Source organism: Ruegeria sp. CDSA141 (genome assembly GCF_059612005.1).
In genome coordinates this window covers 1-20,804 of sequence record NZ_JBXWPT010000028.1, presented here as the reverse complement: position 1 = coordinate 20,804, position 20,804 = coordinate 1, and the positions used below count along the sequence as shown (strand labels likewise).

22 protein-coding genes, 2 tRNA genes and 1 riboswitch are annotated in these 20,804 nt (G+C 55.6%); of the genes, 12 read left to right on the top strand and 12 right to left on the bottom strand.

The genetic code is table 11. The features are described 5' to 3' along the window. Together AC2FLP_RS21030 and AC2FLP_RS21025 are read left to right on the top strand one after the other, a co-directional pair. On the top strand, positions 1-230 hold a 230-nt coding region (locus AC2FLP_RS21030), incomplete at its 5' end, for a hypothetical protein (RefSeq protein ID WP_496686211.1). 18 nt (positions 231-248) lie between these two features. After that, a complete protein-coding gene (locus AC2FLP_RS21025; protein ID WP_496686209.1) occupies positions 249-1,178 on the top strand; it encodes an esterase-like activity of phytase family protein in 930 nt (309 codons plus the stop codon). Between the two features lie 431 nt (positions 1,179-1,609). Here the strand turns inward: AC2FLP_RS21025 and AC2FLP_RS21020 are convergent. Continuing rightward, positions 1,610-1,685, bottom strand: a tRNA-Lys gene (locus tag AC2FLP_RS21020). Between the two features lie 210 nt (positions 1,686-1,895). On the opposite strand from AC2FLP_RS21020, the gene dapF reads away from it, so the two are divergent. Next, positions 1,896-2,738, top strand: a complete 843-nt coding sequence (gene dapF, locus AC2FLP_RS21015) for a diaminopimelate epimerase (RefSeq protein WP_496686206.1) — start codon at positions 1,896-1,898, stop codon at positions 2,736-2,738. Beyond that, on the top strand, positions 2,735-3,991 hold the full coding sequence (gene mtaB, locus AC2FLP_RS21010; RefSeq protein WP_496686204.1) for a tRNA (N(6)-L-threonylcarbamoyladenosine(37)-C(2))-methylthiotransferase MtaB: 1,257 nt from the start codon (positions 2,735-2,737) through the stop codon (positions 3,989-3,991). The genes dapF and mtaB overlap by 4 nt, the downstream gene beginning before the upstream one ends. A gap of 141 nt (positions 3,992-4,132) precedes the next feature. Here mtaB and AC2FLP_RS21005 read toward each other — a convergent pair whose 3' ends face one another. The 4 genes from AC2FLP_RS21005 to AC2FLP_RS20990 form a co-directional block, all read right to left on the bottom strand. Further along, the gene (locus tag AC2FLP_RS21005; RefSeq protein WP_496673431.1) at positions 4,133-4,924 is read right to left on the bottom strand and encodes a cytochrome c1; all 792 of its coding nucleotides are present in this window, start codon (positions 4,922-4,924) and stop codon (positions 4,133-4,135) included. 17 nt (positions 4,925-4,941) lie between these two features. Further along, complete coding sequence (gene petB, locus AC2FLP_RS21000; RefSeq protein WP_117871464.1) at positions 4,942-6,273, bottom strand: cytochrome b; 1,332 nt, start codon at positions 6,271-6,273, stop codon at positions 4,942-4,944. Between the two features lie 15 nt (positions 6,274-6,288). Next, complete coding sequence (petA, locus tag AC2FLP_RS20995; RefSeq protein ID WP_117871462.1) at positions 6,289-6,873, bottom strand: ubiquinol-cytochrome c reductase iron-sulfur subunit; 585 nt, start codon at positions 6,871-6,873, stop codon at positions 6,289-6,291. A gap of 144 nt (positions 6,874-7,017) precedes the next feature. Continuing rightward, entirely contained in the window at positions 7,018-7,350 is a 333-nt protein-coding gene (locus tag AC2FLP_RS20990; protein WP_299900010.1) for a hypothetical protein, read from the bottom strand. Between AC2FLP_RS20990 and AC2FLP_RS20985 the strand changes: the two genes are divergently transcribed. Then, positions 7,337-7,783, top strand: coding sequence for a c-type cytochrome (locus AC2FLP_RS20985; protein ID WP_496686201.1), 447 nt, complete (start codon positions 7,337-7,339; stop codon positions 7,781-7,783). The genes AC2FLP_RS20990 and AC2FLP_RS20985 overlap by 14 nt on opposite strands. A 19-nt stretch (positions 7,784-7,802) precedes the next feature. Here AC2FLP_RS20985 and AC2FLP_RS20980 read toward each other — a convergent pair whose 3' ends face one another. Further along, positions 7,803-8,414, bottom strand: coding sequence for an FMN-binding negative transcriptional regulator (locus AC2FLP_RS20980; protein WP_299900005.1), 612 nt, complete (start codon positions 8,412-8,414; stop codon positions 7,803-7,805). Positions 8,415-8,468: 54 nt separating this feature from the next. Next, a riboswitch (FMN riboswitch) is annotated at positions 8,469-8,668 on the top strand. Between the two features lie 117 nt (positions 8,669-8,785). Here AC2FLP_RS20980 and AC2FLP_RS20975 point away from each other — a divergent pair. From AC2FLP_RS20975 to cobO, 5 genes are all read left to right on the top strand, one after another. Continuing rightward, on the top strand, positions 8,786-9,226 hold the full coding sequence (locus AC2FLP_RS20975) for a 6,7-dimethyl-8-ribityllumazine synthase (protein ID WP_299900002.1): 441 nt from the start codon (positions 8,786-8,788) through the stop codon (positions 9,224-9,226). Positions 9,227-9,320: 94 nt separating this feature from the next. Further along, complete coding sequence (gene aroC, locus AC2FLP_RS20970) at positions 9,321-10,421, top strand: chorismate synthase (RefSeq protein WP_299899999.1); 1,101 nt, start codon at positions 9,321-9,323, stop codon at positions 10,419-10,421. Beyond that, the gene (locus AC2FLP_RS20965) at positions 10,405-11,067 is read left to right on the top strand and encodes an HD domain-containing protein (protein WP_299899996.1); all 663 of its coding nucleotides are present in this window, start codon (positions 10,405-10,407) and stop codon (positions 11,065-11,067) included. Before aroC ends, AC2FLP_RS20965 begins: the two co-directional genes overlap by 17 nt. A 45-nt stretch (positions 11,068-11,112) precedes the next feature. After that, positions 11,113-12,048 carry a DMT family transporter gene (locus AC2FLP_RS20960; protein WP_117871448.1) on the top strand — a complete coding sequence of 312 codons (936 nt, stop codon included), beginning with the start codon at positions 11,113-11,115 and terminating at the stop codon, positions 12,046-12,048. 56 nt (positions 12,049-12,104) lie between these two features. Beyond that, positions 12,105-12,704: a cob(I)yrinic acid a,c-diamide adenosyltransferase gene (gene cobO, locus AC2FLP_RS20955; protein ID WP_117871446.1), complete on the top strand. Its 600-nt coding sequence runs from the start codon at positions 12,105-12,107 to the stop codon at positions 12,702-12,704. Positions 12,705-12,776: 72 nt separating this feature from the next. On the opposite strand, the gene arsB is transcribed toward cobO, so the two are convergent. From arsB to AC2FLP_RS20935, 4 genes are read right to left on the bottom strand one after another with little or no spacing between them, the layout of a single operon-like run. After that, on the bottom strand, positions 12,777-13,799 hold the full coding sequence (arsB, locus tag AC2FLP_RS20950; protein ID WP_496686196.1) for an ACR3 family arsenite efflux transporter: 1,023 nt from the start codon (positions 13,797-13,799) through the stop codon (positions 12,777-12,779). Continuing rightward, on the bottom strand, positions 13,796-15,061 hold the full coding sequence (gene arsJ, locus AC2FLP_RS20945; RefSeq protein WP_299899987.1) for an organoarsenical effux MFS transporter ArsJ: 1,266 nt from the start codon (positions 15,059-15,061) through the stop codon (positions 13,796-13,798). Before arsJ ends, arsB begins: the two co-directional genes overlap by 4 nt. Continuing rightward, positions 15,058-16,056 (bottom strand): ArsJ-associated glyceraldehyde-3-phosphate dehydrogenase, encoded by a 999-nt coding sequence (locus AC2FLP_RS20940; RefSeq protein ID WP_299899984.1) that lies wholly within the window; start codon positions 16,054-16,056, stop codon positions 15,058-15,060. The genes arsJ and AC2FLP_RS20940 overlap by 4 nt, the downstream gene beginning before the upstream one ends. Continuing rightward, positions 16,053-16,886 (bottom strand): arsenate reductase/protein-tyrosine-phosphatase family protein, encoded by an 834-nt coding sequence (locus AC2FLP_RS20935; protein WP_496686192.1) that lies wholly within the window; start codon positions 16,884-16,886, stop codon positions 16,053-16,055. Before AC2FLP_RS20935 ends, AC2FLP_RS20940 begins: the two co-directional genes overlap by 4 nt. A 238-nt stretch (positions 16,887-17,124) precedes the next feature. Between AC2FLP_RS20935 and AC2FLP_RS20930 the strand changes: the two genes are divergently transcribed. Continuing rightward, positions 17,125-17,200 (top strand) — tRNA-Thr (locus AC2FLP_RS20930). A gap of 776 nt (positions 17,201-17,976) precedes the next feature. Here AC2FLP_RS20930 and AC2FLP_RS20925 read toward each other — a convergent pair. Then, positions 17,977-18,249, bottom strand: coding sequence for a hypothetical protein (locus AC2FLP_RS20925; RefSeq protein WP_496686189.1), 273 nt, complete (start codon positions 18,247-18,249; stop codon positions 17,977-17,979). 325 nt (positions 18,250-18,574) lie between these two features. Between AC2FLP_RS20925 and AC2FLP_RS20920 the strand changes: the two genes are divergently transcribed. Then, a complete protein-coding gene (locus AC2FLP_RS20920; RefSeq protein ID WP_299899975.1) occupies positions 18,575-19,849 on the top strand; it encodes a hypothetical protein in 1,275 nt (424 codons plus the stop codon). Positions 19,850-19,934: 85 nt separating this feature from the next. On the opposite strand, the gene AC2FLP_RS20915 is transcribed toward AC2FLP_RS20920, so the two are convergent. Then, positions 19,935-20,609 carry an SOS response-associated peptidase gene (locus tag AC2FLP_RS20915; protein ID WP_299899972.1) on the bottom strand — a complete coding sequence of 225 codons (675 nt, stop codon included), beginning with the start codon at positions 20,607-20,609 and terminating at the stop codon, positions 19,935-19,937. Positions 20,610-20,804 lie beyond the last annotated feature (195 nt).

Genomic DNA, 20,804 nt, shown 5'->3' with positions numbered 1-20,804 from the left:
ACCACCAATGCAACTTGACCCTTGTCGGGCTTGGCCCTGCACCGATTGCGCTCGGTGTATTTTTTTCTTGGGGATTATTCAAATTTGAGCGCATCCTCTGGTATCGTGATAGTAGGTTCAGACTTGGGCCGAGTATGCTCAATCAGTGGTTACCACTTCTGGCGCGAACGATTGCAGGATTCTGTTGCGACGTTATTGTTCGTTTCGTCATTGTCATGCGAGAAATGTGACTTGTTCGGAAAATTCCTTTGAAACGTACTTCGCTTTTTCTTGTGGTGTGCTCTGTTTTGGCCAGCCTAGCTTCCCTGAGAGCATATATTGCTCACTTAAATGACGGTGCTGCTTCGCAATTGGAGTTGTTGAGTGAGCTAAGTTGGAGATGGCCGGAAGAAGAAAGATTTGGCGGCCTATCTGGTTTGGAAATAAGTGAAGACGGAACAAAGCTGATTGCCGTGTCAGACAGGCCGATGCTGGTTTTTGCCAAAGTACGAAGGCAAGGTGACTCAATTGTCGGCATTCAAAACATGGAGATTGTTCGCCCCAGAACTCCGGGCTCGATGAATTACCATGATGAAGTAAACAGTGACCTGGAAGCGCTCGCGTTGGAGAAGAATGGTAGGCTTTGGGTCAGCACTGAAAACTACCACGACGTTGAGTACTTCAACCCCGGCGAATACACGGCAAACCATATCGACTACGAGACCGAAACCCAAGCGTTCAGGTCGTTGCCTTACAATCAGGGACTAGAAGCGCTGTCACTTGACCCACAGGGCCGGGTCATTGCGATACCAGAGACATGGCCGGAAAATTCCTTTCCTATACTTCGCCTAGAGAAAGGTGAATGGTCTGTATCAGGCGAGATTCGGAAAAGTGGTTCTTACGTGCCGGTGGGAGCTGACACTGGACCTGATGGTCATTTGTATTTGCTGGAACGACGATTTGTTTGGGGGATTGGTTTTTCAAATAGGGTGAGGCGCTTCGCGTTCGTGGAAGACAGAATTGTCGAAACCGACATTCTTCTACAAACCAAGATACGCACCCACGGCAACTTAGAGGGCATTGCAGTATGGTCCGACGCTTCAAATGCAATCAGATTGACAATGGTATCCGATGACAATTTCCGCACGTTCTTGGATACCGAAATCGTCGAATACCGCTGGAACGAACTGCGTCGCTAATTCCCGTTCGAAGTTGACGCTTCAATGAAAAAAAAACCTCAACTAAAAGCAGTATCGAGCTTCCGAAATCGAAGAGGCGGATTCAACGCACGACACGATATTGTCTCTTTCTGAAACTACACTTTTGTATTCTGAGAATAGTCGCTGGTAGTTTTCAAATAGTTCCTCAGCGTCATAGCGAAGCGCGTTATACGAGCTCATTAGGTTATTATAGTCGTAGACCAAGTCATCGTACTCGGTAGCTAGATCAGTCAAATTGGATTTACACGTGAAGCCTTCATAGCCGCAAGTGTACTGGTCGAAGCGAACAGCATACTCATTGACGCATTTACCTTAGGGTTTTGTCCCCCAAGAGTATCCAGGTAACCAGCTAAACTAGCCGCCATGTTGGCGCAAGGATAGCTAACAAATTGGTTTCTATCTGAAAAAAGTGGTGAGCCGTGCAGGATTCGAACCTGCGACCCACTGATTAAAAGTCAGTTGCTCTACCAACTGAGCTAACGGCCCACTCTTTTGTTGGATCTGTTGATCCGTGGCGCTCTTTACGGCAATTCCTCAACCAGGTTCAAGCCCTTATTTTGCGCCTCGTTTCGCCGTTACAACTCATGTTTCCGGCAACCCGATAGGCGGCCTAATTAGGCAGGAGGCGCAGGAGGGTCAACCCCTTTTTTAAGGAATCTTCGCGACAGGGTGGATTCATGTTCCGACCAACGATATATGCCCGCCATGCAACAGAGACTCGATACCGGATTGCCCTTCATCAAGATGCACGGGCTGGGCAATGACTTTGTCATCGTTGACGCACGCGCGCACGATGCCCCGATCACGCCGGCGCTGGCCAAAGGCATCGGGCATCGGCAATTTGGTGTGGGTTTCGATCAGTTGGCCGTTATTGAAAATGGTGAAGCTGACGCGCATCTGGTGTTCTACAACGCCGATGGATCAACCTCTGCTGCCTGTGGCAACGCCACCCGCTGTATTGCGCGATTGCTTATGAATGAGACGGGTCGCTCTGCGCTGACGCTCACCACCGTACGCGGAACACTTCATGCGCGGAATGCTGGCGATGGGCGCACCTCGGTCAACATGGGTCACCCGCAGTTGGACTGGCGCGAAGTTCCGCTGGCAGAAGAGATGGACACGCTGGAATTGCCAATCGAAGGCGCCCCAACGGCAACAGGAATGGGCAACCCGCATTGTACTTTCTTCGTTGAGAACGCCGAAGCGATCCCGTTGGCAGAGTTCGGTGCACGTTATGAATACCACCCGCTTTACCCGGAACGGACGAATGTGCAGGTGGCACAAGTCATCGGCCCGGATCACATCCGTATGCGTGTATGGGAACGCGGAGTTGGAATCACACTGGCCTCCGGGTCGTCTTCCTGTGCAACTGCCGTTGCTGCCGCGCGTCGCGGGCTAACCGGGCGCAAGGTGCAGATTGATCTGGATGGCGGCACGCTTTGGATCGACTGGCGCGACGACGGTGTCTGGATGACCGGCCCAACGTGCCACGTCTTTTCTGGCACTCTGACGCCTGAATTTCTGAGGTCACTGGGATGAACCCGCCCAAGTTCACCACATTGGGCTGCCGCCTGAACGCCTATGAAACCGAGGCAATGAAAGAGCTGTCGCAACAGGCAGGTCTGACAGACGCTGTGGTGGTGAACACATGCGCAGTGACGGCTGAGGCGGTGCGCAAGGCCCGGCAGGAAATCCGCAAGCTACGGCGCGAGAATCCGAATGCTCGCCTGATCGTCACTGGTTGCGCCGCTCAGACCGAGCCCGAAACCTTTGCACGGATGGACGAGGTCGATGCGGTCATCGGTAACACTGAAAAGATGCAGCCTGAGACCTGGAAAGGCATGGCGGCCGATTTTATTGGTGAGACCGAGGCGGTGCAGGTCGATGACATCATGTCTGTCACGGAAACGGCAGGACACCTGATCGACGGGTTCGGTACACGTTCGCGCGCCTACGTGCAGGTCCAGAACGGCTGCGACCATCGCTGCACCTTCTGCATCATTCCCTACGGCCGCGGCAACTCGCGCAGCGTCCCCGCAGGCGTGGTGGTGGACCAGATCAAGCGGCTGGTGGATCGCGGCTATAACGAAGTCGTGCTGACCGGGGTCGACCTGACTTCCTGGGGCGCCGACCTGCCCGCGCAGCCCAAACTGGGCGATCTGGTGATGCGGATTCTCAAGCTGGTGCCAGATTTGCCACGCCTACGGATCAGTTCGATCGACTCGATCGAGGTCGATGAAAATCTGATGCAGGCGATCGCGACCGAGCCGCGTCTGATGCCGCACCTGCACTTGTCGCTTCAGCATGGCGACGATCTGATTCTGAAGCGCATGAAACGCCGCCACCTGCGCGACGATGCAATCCGCTTTACCGAGGACGCACGGAAACTGCGCCCCGCTATGACCTTCGGTGCGGATATCATTGCAGGCTTCCCGACCGAGACGGAAGCGTATTTCCAAAACTCGCTGAAACTGATCACCGATTGCGATCTGACCTGGCTGCATGTCTTCCCCTATTCCAAGCGAGAAGGCACCCCGGCAGCGCGCATACCGCAGCAGGTGAATGGAACAGTCATCAAGGATCGCGCTGCCCGCTTGCGTGCGGCGGGGGACGCTCAGGTCGCAACACACCTGTCGAAGCAAATCGGCAAGACCCATCACATCCTGATGGAGAACCCTCATATGGGCCGGACCGAGCAATTCGCCGAGGTGACATTCGCAACCGCGCAACCCGAAGGGCAGATTGTGCGCGCTGCGATCACGGGGCAGACCATGTCCCAACTCACGGCCTGATCCCCCCTCATCCGGAAAAATACCTCGAGGAAGAACCGCTCAAAGGCCAAGAAGGGGTTCGGACCTTTTTACTCGTTCTAGAAACAAAAACCCCCGCAGCCTGATGGCGCGGGGATTTCAATTTCTGCATCTTGAGAAAGGTCAATCTTCTTTACGAAGCTTGCCCTTATGTGGAGCCCAGAGGCGCTTGTTGACCAGATAGAGCAGCACCGACAGAACGGTCAGGAAGATCACGCCGACAAAGCCAGCGTTCTTGCGCTCCATCATCTTCGGTTCGGCCGCCCACATCAGGAAGGCTGAAACGTCTTCCGACATATGTTCGACTGAATTCGAGTGCCCATCAGCAAACTCGACCTGTTCGTCCGACAGCGGCGGTGCCATCGAAATCCAACCTCCAGGGAAGGCTTTGTTTTCGTACAGGATGGTACCTGCTTCTTCTTTTTCTTCACCGGTGTAGCCGTCCAGCAGAGAGGCGATGTATTCGGCACCGCCCATGCCCTTGACCAATTGGTTGATACCCAGACCGTAAGGCCCGTGGAAGCCCGCGCGGGCCTTGGCCATCAGGCTCAGGTCCGGCGCGCCAACACCGTTATTGGCCGGGAAGTGGTCGGTCGGGATGGCCGGGCGGAAATCGTCCAGCTCAGGATCGAACACTTCGAAGTTGTCCGCCGCATAAGCGATAACTTCTTCTTCCGAATAGCCCAGCGCTGTCAGATCGCGCAGAGGTACATATTGCAGGCCATGGCAGGCTGCGCAAACCTCGGTATAGATCTGCAGGCCGCGCTGCAGCTGATGCTGATCCCATGTACCGAACGGGCCTTCGAACGAGAAGTCGAAGTCTTCGATATGCTGCTCACCCCCACCTGCTGCAATGGATGCAGCAGGGGTCAGGGCCAAGGCAAACGCGGCGCCGATTGCAAGTTTCTTGAACATGTTTCCGGTCCCTCTTCTTACTCGGCCGGCGTGGCTTCGGCGTCAGCCTTGCCATAATGCGCGTTGAAGTCTTCTTCGATCGTCTCGGGCTGTGCCAGAGGCTTCTCGATCACACCAAGGATCGGCAGGATCACGAAGAAATAGGCGAACCAGTAGGCGGAGGCGATCAGCGAGAAAGTCGCATAGGGCTCCTCGGCGGGCATCGCACCCAGCCACATCAGGGCGAAGAAGTCGATGATCAGCAGGTAGAACCACCATTTGAACATCGGACGGTACTTGCCCGAACGCACGCTCGACGTGTCCAGCCAAGGCGCCAGTGCCATGGCCAGGATCGCACCGAACATCGCCAGCACACCAAAGAACTTGGCGTCGATGATGCCGCCGGTGATGAAGCTGGCAAACTGAACGACCCAGACCTCACCGGTGAAGGCGCGCAGGATCGCGTAGAACGGCAAGAAGTACCATTCAGGAACGATGTGTGCAGGTGTGACCAGCGGGTTGGCCTCAATATAGTTGTCCGGGTGGCCCAGATAGTTCGGCATGAAGCCGACAATGGCCCAGAACACGACCAGGATCACGGCCAACGCGAACAGGTCCTTGATCACGAAATACGGCCAGAACGGCAGCGTGTCTTTCTTCGCCTCGTCCTTGGAACCACGACGCACTTCAACACCTGTCGGGTTGTTGTTGCCAGTGGTGTGGAAGGCCCAGATATGCACGACAACCAGTGCCGCGATGATGAACGGCAGCAGGTAGTGCAACGAGAAGAAGCGGTTCAGCGTCGCGTTATCCACGGCGGGTCCGCCCAGCAGCCATGTTTGCAGCGCGTCACCAACAAACGGGATCGCACCAAACAGGCCGGTGATCACGGTCGCACCCCAGAAGGACATCTGGCCCCAGGGCAGAACGTAGCCCATGAAGGCGGTGCCCATCATCATCAGATAGATCAGCATACCGATGATCCATGTGATTTCGCGCGGGGCTTTATACGAGCCGTAGAACAGGCCGCGGAATATGTGGATGTAAACCGCAACAAAGAACAGCGACGCGCCGTTCATGTGCACATAGCGGATAAAGTGACCACCATTCACGTTACGCATGATGTGTTCGATGCTGGCGAAGGCCAGATCAACATGCGGGGTATAGTGCATCACCAGTACGATGCCGGTGACGATTTGCAGCGCCAGGCAGAACGCCAGAACGATGCCCCAGATCCACCACCAGTTCAGGTTCTTGGGGGTTGGAATCATGAGTGTGTCATACAGCAGGCCGACAATCGGCAGACGGCTGTTCAGCCATTTCTCGCCGTTTGTCTTCGGCTCGTAATGATCGTGGGGAATTCCGGACATAAGTTTGGGTCTCCCTTAGCCGAGTTTGATTGTGCTGTTGTCCACCCATTCTGCGGGCGGGACAGGCAGGTTCTCAGGCGCGGGGCCTTTACGGATACGACCGGCGAGGTCGTAGTGCGAGCCGTGGCAGGGGCAGAACCAGCCGCCAAAGTCACCGGCGTCTCCCAGAGGTACACAGCCAAGGTGCGTACATACGCCCATCTGAACGATCCAAGCACCCGGCGCTTCGCCTTCCGGAGACGGCATGACGCGGTTTGCGTCAGTCGCGGGCGCATCAGCGCTTAGGTTGAAGTTACGCGCCAGCGGATCTGGCAGCGCATCAACGCCTTCGGCGTCCTGATCCTGGGCTTCCTGAATCTCGGCACCGGTGCGGTGACGGACGAAAACGGGTTTGCCCAGCCATTTTACCGTCAGCTGTGTGCCCGGCTCGACGCCGCTCACATCCACACGGATCGAGGACAGCGCCTGAACGTCTGCCGATGGGTTCATTTGGTTGATCAGGGGCCATACAGCTGCACCCGTTGCAACGACACCTGCGCCGCCTGCGACGTAATACAGAAAATCTCTGCGGGTGCCTTCGTGGTCTTCTGCGTGGGACACGAGGTTATCTCCGATTGTCTGGCGCCCGCGGACGGGCAAATAGCTCGCGCACCGCATGAATGCGGCGTCTTAACCGCGCTTACTATCGGGGAGAATAGTGTTCGTCCAGCGTTCATAAACGCGCAATACGCCGCATGTGTCGCTTCATGCACCTGCCGAAGGGCTTTTTTTGGTGAATCTTGCCCGCAACTTTGCCTCCGGCTTCGAATCAGCGGTTGTTGATTCGAGCTCAGAACTCTGCTTTGCGGGCCCCATCCAGTCGGTTTCAGACCACCTGGGCAGCGTCTTATTCGCGCGTGCATTCTCGACAATCAGCAACGCCAAACGCAGATTGTTTTCAGGGAAATCATATTCGCCAAATAGATGATTTAAATTGCAAATTGAGCGCAAATACACCGTTGCACTTTTTGCGCGAATGCCGGACAGCGCAAAAAACGCGCGAACTCCAGCAAGGAGACCCCCTATGTCAAAAGTCACCCCAGCCGCTGCGATGTTCACATTGGCTTTGGCCACGCAAACCTTTGCCGCAGGCGATCCGGTGAAAGGTGAAGCAATGTATAACCGTTGCTCCTCGTGTCATGCGATCATCAAGGACGGTGAAGTCCTGGTCAAAGGCGGAATCACCGGCCCGAATCTCTACGGCGTCGTCGGACGCGTCGCCGGATCAGAAAATGACTATCGTTATGGCAGCGAACGCCTGCCCATCGGCATGTTCACTGACGATATGATCCGTGCTGGCGAAGAAGGTCTGATCTGGACCGAAGAAAACATCGCCGCCTATTCCAAGGACCCCATCGGTTTCATCAAAGAGTATCTGGATGACGAAACCGCCCGCTCTAACATGAGCGTCAAACTGAAGAAGGGTGCGGAAGATATCGCCGCTTATCTGGCAACATTCAGTTCCGAGTAATCCTGTTTCCCGGTGCTGGCTACGCCTTGTGCATCAAGGCGGCCAGCTTACCGGTTTCATAGCCAAAACCGCTGGCGACTTGATCGGCGGCAGCGGTCCTTACATCGTCCGGCTTGTTCTGGCCCAGTTTCCAGGTGCCCTGGATATCCTCTACCTGCATCCGGCATGGTACGATCATTCGCATTATTCTGGCCAACGCGTCATCAGACATTTTCCCAGTGACCCATGGCGCTTTGGGCAGAAGTCGATTTTCATAGAATGCAGATTGTCGGTCCAGCAATTCGCGCAGCTCGTCCTGCGAGCGCAGCTCAAGCGTTCCGGTCAGGTGCACGGCAACATAGTTCCATGTCGGAACCTGATCTGCGACACCGTACCAGTCGGGCGAGATATACCCATCAGGCCCCTGCACCGCGATCCTGACCTCTTTCGGCCCCCGCAGCGCACGAACGATCGGGTTTGATCGTACCAAATGAAGATCGGCCACCGCACCGTCTTCCGACAGCAGAAACGGCACGTGGCTGATCAATGGCGCGCCGTCGCCAGAAATCGCCAGAACGCCGAATGCCCGGTCGCGGGCGAATTCGATATGACGCGCTTTGTCTTCGGCGCGGTAGGCTGGATTTGGGTGCATGAACGACCTCCTGCCAAATCTCTTGCAGATGGGGTCGGTTCTTGGCAAGGTCCGCCTTGTTCTCAGGGCGGGGCGGAATTCCCCACCGGCGGTATGCGGGCCATGACCCGCAAGCCCGCGAGCGGCTCTGCCGTGTCCACGATCCGAAAAGTGGGAACCGGTTTTCGGACAAAGTGTGGAACCACGAAAGAGTGTCAGCAGATCTGGTGAGAGGCCAGAGCCGACGGTTAAAGTCCGGATGGAAGAGAACGTGCAGTGCGCCGGCGATGCGGCGCGCCTGCTCGTGATCGCCTTGGGTGACGTGTCATGCCGGGCTGGCAGCGAAGGTTTTCGCGACCGCCAGCAGGCCACCAAACTGAAAGGAGATCATTATGACACACACCCGCTATGCTTTTGTCAAAGCAAACTGGCATTCCGACATCGTTGACCGCGCGCTCGATGGATTTCTAGAACTGATCCCGGCCGATCAGGTCGATGTTTTCGACGTTCCCGGCGCGTTCGAGATGCCGCTGATGGCCCGCGATCTGGCCCAAACCGGCCGCTACGCCGCAGTTGCCTGCGCCGCATTTGTCGTGGATGGCGGCATTTACCGGCACGACTTCGTCGCGCAAGCGGTGGTCGATGGGTTGATGCGCGCCGGGCTCGATACCGGTGTTCCTGTCCTGTCGGTCTCGCTGACCCCGCACCAATATCAGGAAACTGATCACCACAACGCCATCTACCGCGCGCATTTTGTGGATAAAGGCCGCGAAGCCGCACAAGCTGCGCTGAAAATCACGGCCACGCGCGCCCAACTGGCTGCGGCTGCATAAGCTCGTAAGGTTGGGGTAAACACGCCCCAACCGCAAATCCGCTTGAGGCCAAGGGCCTTGCCCGCTAATCACGACGCTCAAAGGAGCACGCCCCATGTCGATGAACAGTTTTGGCCATCTCTTCCGTGTCACCACCTGGGGTGAAAGCCATGGACCCGCTTTGGGTGCCACCGTCGATGGCTGCCCGCCGGGTGTCACGATCGACGAGGGCATGATCCAGCACTGGCTGGACAAGCGCAAACCGGGGCAGAACAAGTTCACAACCCAGCGGCGCGAACCCGATCAGGTGAAAATCCTGTCCGGCGTGTTCGAAGGGCAAACCACCGGCACGCCTGTGCAGTTGATGATCGAAAACACCGATCAGCGCTCGAAAGACTACGGCGATATCATGGACAAGTTCCGCCCGGGTCATGCCGATATCACCTACTGGCAGAAATACGGCATCCGGGATTATCGCGGCGGCGGGCGCAGCTCGGCCCGTGAAACGGCGTCTCGCGTTGCGGCGGGTGGTCTGGCGCGCGAAGCCATCAGACAAATCGCTCCAAACGTGCAGATCACTGGCTACATGACCCAGATCGGACCGCACAAAATTGATCGCGGCAACTTTGACTGGTCCCAGATTGAACAGAATCCGTTCTGGACACCGGACGCATCTGCGGCAGAGGACTGGGCCGCCTATCTGGATGATCTGCGCAAGTCCGGCAACTCGGTCGGAGCAGTGGTCGAGGTCGTCGCGCGCGGTATCCCCGCCGGGATCGGAGCGCCAGTTTATGCCAAGTTAGACACTGATCTAGCCGCCGCGATGATGTCCATCAACGCTGTAAAGGGCGTCGAGATTGGCGAAGGCATGGCCGCCGCCGAACTGACCGGCGAAGCCAACGCCGACGAAATCTTCATGGGTCAGAATGGCCCGCAATACAGCTCGAACCACGCCGGAGGCATTCTGGGCGGAATCTCGACCGGGCAGGACGTTGTCGTGCGGTTTGCTGTCAAGCCAACATCATCGATCCTCACCACCCGCAAGACGATCACCAAATCCGGCGAAGAAACCAAGATCATCACCAAAGGTCGCCATGACCCCTGCGTCGGTATCCGCGCCGTTCCAGTGGGTGAGGCAATGATGGCCTGCGTGATCCTCGACCACCTTCTGCTGCATCGCGGCCAGATCGGAGAGAACCGTGGACGGATCGGCTGATCTGCGCGCACGTCTGCGTGCTGTGGTCGCACACCGCATGGAAACTGATCCCGCCCATGATCTGGCCCATCTGGATCGTGTTTGGACCAACGCCCAAGCCATCGCGAATGATCAAGCCGATATGTCCGTGCTGCTGGCCGCAAGTTATCTGCACGATCTTGTAAATCTGCCCAAGGACGATCCCAACCGGCATCTTGCCTCGCGCAGGTCCGCGATGGAATCAGAGCCTATTCTTGGGGAAATCGGGTTTAATACGGCTCAGGTCCGCGCTATCCGGCACGCGATCGAAGCCCATAGCTTTTCGGCCAATATCCCCCCTGAAACGATCGAGGCGCGCATTCTGCGCGATGCGGATCGGCTTGACGCTTTGGGCGCCATCGGCATCGCCCGCAACTTTTCCGTTTCCGGTGCTTTGGGGCGCACTCTTTATGACCCGGCAGATCCTTTTGCCAAAAACCGACCTCTGGACGACCTTCATTTCTCGCTCGACCATTGGAAGGTTAAACTGCTGCGGCTGCCGGGTGACATGCTAACCGAAACCGGCCGACTGATTGCCGAGCAACGCACCGCGCGCATGATCCGCTTTCTAGAAGACTTCGCCGAGGAGATCGGCTGCTCCTTGCCTCAATCCTGGGTGAATTGCTGAACCCACCCGTTGATCTTTGCCTGTCAAAGGCGCAGGTTCGCGCCGATGACAAAACCCTTAACATCGCATCGACCTCTGCTTGCAGTAACGCTGAAACTTGGCGCCTTGTTCCTGTTCACATCGATGTCTGCGCTGGTCAAAGCACTGTCGGATGAGTTCCCACCGGGCCAATTGGTGTTCTTTCGGTCCTTGTTCGCGATACCTGTCATTATTCTCTGGCTCATTGCGCGTGGGGAATTGTCCAAGGGTTTCGTGGTCAAGAAACCCATGGGCCATTTCTGGCGTGGCGTTCTGGGGACCAGCGCCATGGGCCTTACCTTTACCGGCCTCAGCCTGCTGCCGCTGCCCGAAGTCACTGCAATCGGGTATGCGACGCCGATCTTCACCCTGATTCTGGCCGCCGTGATGCTGGGTGAACGCATTCGGCTTATCCGCATCGGCGCAGTAGTGCTGGGTTTGCTGGGGGTCCTGATAATGACTTGGCCGCGCCTCGGCACAACCGAGATGGAGGTCGCCGCCACCATCGGCGCGTTATGTGTGCTGGGTGCTACCCTTGCCCGTGCTTTCGTTCAGATCCATATCCGGCAATTGGTCAAGGTCGATCACCCTGCGGCCATCGTGTTCTATTTCTCGATGACCGCGACGCTTTTGTCCGCCCTGACAGCATTCTGGGGGTGGTCAATGCCAACGTGGAATCAGGCTCTGATCATGGTCATGATGGGCCTGATCGGCGGCGTCGCGCAGATTTTGGTCACTTCCTCCTATCGGTTTGGTCAGGCCTCGATGCTGGCACCTTATGACTATGCAACCATGCTTTTTGCGATTGTGATCGGCTATGTCTGGTTCGACGAACTGCCAACGCTTGCAATCTTGATCGGGGCCGCACTGGTGATCGCAGGCAATGTTGTTGTCATCTGGCGCGAACACCAGTTGGGGCTGGAGCGTGGCAAGGCCCGGTCGGTTACTGACCCCAAAGCGTGACTTTACCTTTTGTAATCTTCCCCTAGGTTGGGCCGAACAGTCAAAGAGGTTCCCAAATGAGCAACGCGCAGGATCACAAGGAAAAGATGCAGAAGGTGCAGGCCCAGCACCGCAAGAAAGTGTCCGAGGCCGTGGATCCAAGCCGTGGTCTGGTCCTGATCAATACCGGCAAAGGCAAAGGCAAGTCCTCGGCCGCGTTCGGCGTGGTCATTCGCGCCTTGGGCTGGGGCCAGAAGGTTGGTGTGGTGCAGTTCATCAAGGGCAAGTGGAAAACCGGCGAGCGCCGTTTCTTCGAAGAGCGCGATCTGGTGACATGGCATACGATGGGTGAAGGTTTTACCTGGGACACGCAGGATCGTGAGCGTGACATAGCTGCTGCCAATGCAGCCTTCGACAAGGCATGTGCCCTGATGTCCAGTGGCGAATACGATCTGGTTGTACTGGACGAGATCAACATCGCCTTGCGTTACGAATACCTGACGGTCGAACAGGTCATCGAGGGTTTGAACGCGCGCTCGGACAAGACCAGCGTATTCCTGACCGGACGTGATGCACCGCAAGCGCTGCGTGACTATGCCGACCTGGTTACTGAAATGACCGAGGAAAAACATCCGTTCCAGGCCGGTATCAAAGCCCAGCGTGGCGTGGATTTCTGAAGCAGCGTGAGACGGGACTCTGGCGGCGCCCAGCCGCCAGATATGACAGTCGTTCTGCTGCGTTGACCAATCCTATCGTGTCGCAGGTTCCGGAAAACGCTGGCGGGTTCGGTTGGCGAATGCCACAAGCGACAGCATCACCGGCACTTCGACAAGGACACCCACAACCGTCGCCAGTGCCGCGCCGGAATGAAGGCCGAACAGGCTGATTGCAACGGCAACGGCCAGTTCGAAGAAGTTCGATGTCCCGATCATGGCACATGGCGCTGCGATCCGGTGGGGAACCTTCAGCGCATAAGCGGCGCCATAGGCAATGGCAAAAATACCGTAGCTTTGGATCAGAATGGGAACGGCGATCAGAACGATGACCGCAGGTTTCGCCAGAATGGTCTGACCTTGCAGGCCGAACAGGATAACTACAGTTGCAATCAATCCCATGACGGACCACGGTTTCACCCGCGCCGAAAAGGCTTCTATAGCCGTTTTAGAGCCTATTTTTTGGCGAGTGATCAACCCTGCGATAAGCGGCAGCACCACATAAAGGACTGTGGCCAAAACCAAAGTCTGCCACGGCACTTCGATGTCAGTGACCCCCAGCAAAAAGGCCACGATCGGCGCAAAAGCCACGACCATGATCAGATCATTAACCGAGACCTGAACTAGCGTGTAGGTCGCGTCGCCTTTGGTCAGTTGCGACCACACAAACACCATGGCGGTGCAAGGGGCTGCACCCAACAGGATCAGACCGGCAGTGTATTGCGCAGCATCTTCGGGCGCGATCCAGGGCGCGAAGACATAGTCAAAAAACAGAACGGCCAGCAGTGCCATGGTGAAAGGTTTTATCAGCCAGTTCACCACCAGGGTCACAATCAGACCACGCGGCTGGCGGGCAACCCCGGCGACTGCGCCGAAATCGACGTTGACCATCATCGGGTAAACCATTGCCCAGATCAGCACCGCCACGACCAGGTTGACACTGGCAATCTCGGCTTTTGCCACCAGCTGCACCAGACCCGGCGCGGCCAGTCCGATCAGGACGCCACCGATCATCGCAAGCGCAACCCAGATCGTAAGATACCGTTCAAAAATGCTCATAATAGCGCCTCAGAAGTTTGATCCGTAAGTTTGCCGGACGTCAGAGCAGCGAGGCCAACCATCACGGCCGCCGTGCCCAGCACCAGGGGCAGCCCCCCGACCTGATAGGTCAGGCCAGACAAAACGGTGCCGGCCAACCGCCCTGTCGCATTGGCCATGTAGTAAAAGCCGACATCCATCGTCACACGCTCGGACCGGGTGAAGGCAAGAATCAAATAGGAATGCAGCGATGAGTTGACCCCGAAGATCACACCGAAGATCAGCAAGCCTGCGATGAGTGTCAGGGTCAGCCAGGTCTCGGGACCATCCGAAATCAACACACCCAGTGTTAGAGCCGCAGGAACACAGAACAGGATCGCCGCCCAGCTGCGTGCAGCGCGGATCAGATCACCTTCGGTTCGATCTGACGCACGAAGAATCCTTGGCGCGTTGGCTTGCACGGCTCCATAGAGGATGATCCATACCGCCATGAATGTTCCGATCATGAAGAACGCGACCCGATTACCCTCTTCGGTGCCATCTGAAAGAACAGCATAGAAATAGATCGGGATGCCGACCACGAACCAGACATCCCGCGCGCCGAACAAGAAGACACGTGCTGCAGACAACCAGTTCACATTTGCGGATTTTGAAAAAACCTCAGAGAACTTGGTATCCTTGCGCCCCTTCGGCAGGCCCGCAGGCATGAACAGCTTCAATGCGACCAGGATCACCGCCAGAACGGCGGCCATGGCAAGCACTGCCGGTATGAAGCCCAGCGTTGCAAGCATGGCGGCCCCCAACAGGAATCCCAGCCCTTTTACGGCGTTTTTGGAACCTGTCAGAATCGCAACCCATCGAAACAACTCGCCTCCTTCGGATGGAGCCAGCAACTTGACCGCCGATTTCGAAGACATCTTGGCCAGATCCTTGGCCACTCCGCTGGCCCCTTGCACAATCATGACAAATGTGACCGAAGCTGCGACGGTCCAGTTCGGGTCTAGCTGCGTCATGGCGAGCAACGCGACGATCTGCAACCCCAGCCCAGCATAGAGGGTCGAGGTCAGCCCGAACCGTGCGGCGATCCAACCGGCGGACAGGTTGGTGACAATCCCGGCGATTTCATAGAGCACAAACAGATAGGCAAGCTGCACCGGCGAGAAGCCCAGGGTGTGAAAGTGCAACAGCACCAACATCCTGAGCGCCCCGTCGGTCAGCATGAAGGCCCAATAGGCAGCCGTGACCGCGATATAGGCCGACAGTCCTTCGGGCCGATGCGTCACAACGATGCCCCGACCATCAGCGCGACATCCACCAGCCGGTGCGCATAACCCATCTCGTTGTCGTACCACGCGTAGATTTTCACCTGCGTCCCGTTCACAACCATGGTCGATGGTGCATCGACGATCGAAGAGCGTTCGTCATTGGTATAATCGGTGGACACCAGCGGGCGCGTCTCATATCCCAAAATGCCCTTCAGTTCACCCTCGGCTGCGGCTTTGAAGAAGGCGTTGACCTCTTCAACCGTGGTTTCGCGTTCAACCTCGAATACGCAATCGGTCAGCGAGGCGTTCAGCAACGGCACCCGAACCGCGTGGCCGTTCAAACGACCTTTGAGTTCCGGATAGATCAGAGTGATGGCCGTGGCCGAGCCGGTCGTCGTCGGGATCAAAGAGTTCAGGGCCGAGCGTGCGCGCCTAAGATCCTTGGCAGGCCGGTCCACAATTGTCTGCGTGTTCGTTACGTCGTGAATCGTCGTCATCGATCCATGGCGGATGCCTAGATTCTCGTGAATGACCTTTACGACAGGCGCAAGACAGTTTGTCGTGCACGAGGCCGCCGTCACGATCCTATGCGCCGCGGGGTCGTAGGTTCCGTCATTTACACCCATGACAATATTGGCTGTCGGACCATCCTTGACCGGAGCAGAGACAACAACCTTCTTCACCCCAGCGTCAAAATATGGTGCCAGCTTCGCCTCGGTCTTGAACACGCCGGTGCAGTCGATCACCACGTCAACACCGTCCAGCGGCAACGCGCTCAGGTCATTGGTGCCAATAAAAGGCAGGCGGGTTCCGTTAACCGAAATGCTGTCGGCATCATGGGCAAATTCTGCGTCCCAGCGCCCGTGCACCGTGTCGAATTCCAGCAGATGCGCATGCATCTCGGGATCACCGACGGCATCGTTGATCCAGGCTATCTTTGCGCCTCGTTCAAGCAGAGGTTTCAGGGCCAGTTTTCCCATCCGGCCGAGGCCGTTCAGTGCGTAGGTTGTCATTTCGTTTCCTCGAGTGAAGCGCGCCCGATTTCATCAATGGCGGATTGCAAGGCGATCCGGTCAAGGCTTTCGACCGGCAACGATGTAAAGGCCTGAATCCGTCGCTTCAGTGCGCCATAGGCGTTTTGAAAGGCCAGGCTTTTCTCGGCGTCGGTGCCATCGGCCTTGACCGGATCTTCCATACCCCAGTGGCCACTTATCGGTTGGCTTTCCCATGCCGGACATTCCTCGTTGGCCGCCTGGTTGCAGACGGTGAAGACAAAATCCATGGCAGGCGCGTCCGGTGCCGAAAACTCGGACAGATTCTTTGACCGCAGGATCGAGGTATCGTGCCCTTTGTCGCGTAAAACCTGCACCGCAAAGGGGTATAACTCCGAACTTGGTTGTGTCCCGGCTGAATACGCGTTGAACCGATCTCCGCCGATCTCGCTCAGCAGGGATTCGGCAAAAATAGAGCGGGCAGAGTTGCCGACACAAATGAACAGCACATTGAACTTCCGGTCAGTCATAGTCTCACTTCCCTTGGTTGAAGGCAAACAAAGATCAGGTCGGCCGCGGCAGCAGTCCACAATCAGGAAATCGAGCATTTGCTGCACGTTCTTCATTTCAATCGAATAGAGCAGAGACGTCCCGGATCGTTCCTGCTTAACAAGCCCCGACCGTAGCAGCGCATTCAGGTAGTTCGACATGGTGCTGGGTTTGACACCCAGCTCTGTCGCCAGCTCGCCCGCGGGAACCCTGTCAGGAAACCGTCGCATCAACATGCGAAACACGGTGATACGCTGCGAGTGGCCAAGGATGGCAAGTTGATCGACTATCTCTTTTGTCATATTTCATGAAATATGGAATTATTGAAATTCAGTCAATTTTGAATCCGCGACGTTACAATAAATTCACAAACCAAAATTCCAATTCGACAGGTTGGTTACAGGCTGACGGCTCACAGGTTGAGATCGGTCGCCGAGCCTGACGACACCAAACCGATTACTACCGGGTTTGCAGACGGCAGAGTGACAGTTTAAACGACCTTTCGCATCCGGTCATAACCAGATCCGTATGGCTTAAGGTGCCGCTGTAGCTCAGCTGGTAGAGCACGTCATTCGTAATGATGGGGTCGGGGGTTCGAGTCCCTTCAGCGGCACCAATCAATCAAAATAAATCATTTTTTATCAATGGCATGGAGTGAGAATCTTGCGTTCTGTCCACCCTTCTAGCCACCTACTGGGCTGCGTGGACTAATTTGTTACAACCCAGTTTAACCCGTTTCCATTCTCGATAATCTTGAGCGCGTTGCGACGTCGCGTCACTTCAGAAATCGCAGCCGTTAAGAAGTTGACGCAAAGCCCGGCTACGTAAATACTTTTTGACCACCTAGTCAAACGATGACGCAATACCCCTCTTTCTTCCCCCTTACGTCTCAAAGCGAAACTCTTACATCCGCCGTGTCGCTGCGGGTTGGCACTCACGGAAGGAGATCCTTGAGCCTGGACACCACATTGGCTCGGATCGGGCCCGCAGTGACATGATTTGAGTGTCACACTGGGAGGGGAAGAACTTGGTGCTGAATGTCTTAACTGCCTTTCGGAAGGTTCAAGCCAAAGAAAACCGTAGTGCTCATCTCAACGATGGTGATTGTGAGCTGTGCACGGACGAAGAAAAGGGCAGCTCCAGACTGAGGAAAGAAACAATACGGAACCTGTTTCACAAGGAGTTTGTAGAGATGGACAGAGACCAGCCCAAGTCTCCTTTGTAATTCGTCAATGGCAAAAGCCCTCTCTGGTGATGCAGCTTGGCTACAGGTCAAGTTCCAAGTGTCCTCGGGAAACACGGGGTAAGATGTTCGGCGCTTTACTTGAGCGGGTTTGTGCTCCTGACACAGCGGGTTTTTGCGTCTAAATCTGCACCCGATTTGCGAGCGCCCTAAATTGCTCTATGTCGAACCAAACTGGGAGTAGCCAACAAAATGAAACTCAGCAGATTGGAAGTCTTTTGCATACTGCTTGCCAGCTCAGTAGCAGCGGCGGGGTTTGTAGGAGCGGCAAGCGTATTGCTTTCGGCCATTTGAGTTACCCTATTCCAGCGTTGCAGCAATGGATTATCTAGTTCGCTCTGTTTTTGATGCCGTTTCCGTGCCGCCATCTTGCGGCAACCTTCCTTGCAATACTTGGCATCGACCCGTTTCCATTCCGGCATGAGCTCACCACAATAGGCGCAATGCCAGCCGCTAGAGAAATTTCGCGCCAGTGCGTTAGGCCATGCTTTAGACTGCCGGAGGTACTCGGGTGGCCGATACAGGCACTTAGAGACGGCAGCGGCCAAGTCACGGCTGAGAAGGGCCGGTTATTGCAGGTGATACCTGTTAGGCAAATTTCGCCCTGCGGACCTGCCTCGCTACGTCGATATTTTTTGGATTCTGTGCTAGAGTTAGAATTTAACCAAGTTTTTCTTATAACTTCTATCTACAGGTTGCTGTATGTCTGCGCATTGTCAAAGTATCCGCGACGAAATTGAGACGTTAGTGCAGAGCATCGAAGTGCTCGACATTCAGATTCAAAGCACTGTTGACCCAATTCAAAAGTCAGCGTTTATTCGATTTCGAAAGCAGTCGCTTTCGCTGCTTCAACGGAGACGGCAGGCACTGAAAGCTTGTGAAGAGAACGGGCCTCCATTGCCGCAAGTTCCATCGGACATGTCAGATTTCGGTTCTGAAGTCTCTCAGGGTATTCCTGGCTACCAGCTTGTCGCAGGTAAAGATACTCTGGTTCGATTGTTTGTTGGTCGCCGCCCACCTGTAGTAACTATGGCATCGGAACTGCTGGGTGAAGAAGACTCTGAGTATTCTTCGAAAGCCCTCGGATTTGATCCGGATTTACTTCCAATCCATTCACTGCCATTCAATCCGGCCCGAGTCGATTATGCCGAAGTCGAGATTTCAGGCCCCTCGGGGACCACAGTTGTTCCCGGCGATATTGGTGATGGTGTTTTTTCAAACGACACTAAAAGTTTCGCCGAAGATGACAATATCAACTTTTATGTCCGAGGCCGGGACATCTCGAAGCCCGGACGGCATAATTTCATTGCACGGTTGTACCGTGGTGGCACTCTCGTCGGCGAAAAGCACCTTGGGCAACAGCAGTTTCATCCTACGAAGGACCTGCGAATTCTTATTGTGGTTGAGATATTTCCCTTTCCCGCAGAGAAATGGGAAACCCTTTTTATGGCATTGGCAGACTTGTCTCGTATTTTCCCTATCCGCTCGGGTGTGGCTCCTCTCGATGGGGATCAGGAAGCAGGGTTACGCTTCCGGATTGAGCCAATACCGCTTGACTTCGCGTGGCCTGACCGCACTCCTGTAGCGCAGCGACTCGCAGCATTTAATCAAGAGCAATCCGATGCTGGCAGGCCTGATCGAGCTGAGCACGTCCTGACAATACGTACCCAGCAACCCGGCGAAATGCCACTCGGGGGAAGTGCCCAGTCTGGACCGAACGGGAGCATCGCTGGCGTTACACTGAATGTGAGTCCTCCTATGGACGACTCTTTCGGCACGTTGGTTTCCCACGAAATCGCGCACAACTTCTTGACTGTTCCTCATGTTGGTGACGAAGGTGTGTCGCTAAATGAACCAGCTGCATTCGATATTGTTGCTCGAAAATCTGTGACGAATCCCAGAGCTCTGATGTATCGGATCTATAATTTAACCCCCAACGGAACAGCGTTTCTTGTCCCAGACTCGTGGCGGGCTATCCGAGAACGCCTGCTGACCAGATCCAGCACAGGAAATAATGAGTAGTTTGAATTCAGTTAGTTTGACGGCGATTTCACATTGTAAGTTTGGGCTCAAATCCGACGAATACAAAACTCAAAAGGTAAAACGATCAGGTCAATGGATCTGACTTCTCACTCTTTCCGCTGCGAACAATTTGCATGTCGTCTGCATTGTAGGGTTGAAGTAGTTCAAATGCCTCTGCAGGATTTCCAGTCACCCATTGCTCGTAGTCGTCTGGCTTCAGGATCACCGGCATTCTTTGCGGGTGTACCGGTTTCACAATTTCATTCGCTGTCGTCGTGATGACGGTGTAAGTTGCGACTTCCTCCTGCCCCTCTTTGCCCTGGTAGCACGATGTTTGCCACAATCCGGCAAACGCGAAAGGCGGGCGGCCTTCATCGCCTTTGAGAGCAAACCAATAGTAGGTTGCGGGGTTGCGGCCCTTGGCCTCGCAGAACGAACTGGCAGGCACGAGGCAACGCCGATGCTCGAAGCTTCCTTTCCACAGCCCGCTTGAGCGTACCTTGTCATCTCGCGCGTTGTTCCACGCTGCAGGCTGGATAATCGCCCCTGTCTTTGTCGACCTCTTGGTTGTGCGAAATCCCCAACTAAGCGGTAAGAGTTCTCGCCTTCCATCCTCCGCCATCCTGACGACCGGCCCCATTTGTTTCGGAAAAATTGCGGGCAGAGGTTCAGCATTCCCGAGATAGTTCCGTTCAACGGAAACATCAAACAGTCGGCGCATCGCTTCGGCGGGGATCGTGTTGGAGTACAGATTGCACATGAGACGACGGTAAGCTTCTAAATCCGTTTGGACAAGCTCCTGAAGTTCGCTATCTGTTCTTCATGTCAGATTGGCCTAATCGAATCCCCTTTGACCTCCACAAAGAACTTGAATCTCGGCGAGTTGATGACTGGCAGGCGGCATTACGCACCTGGGCCAAATCCCATCGCCTAAGGATCAAGTTGCACTGGTGGC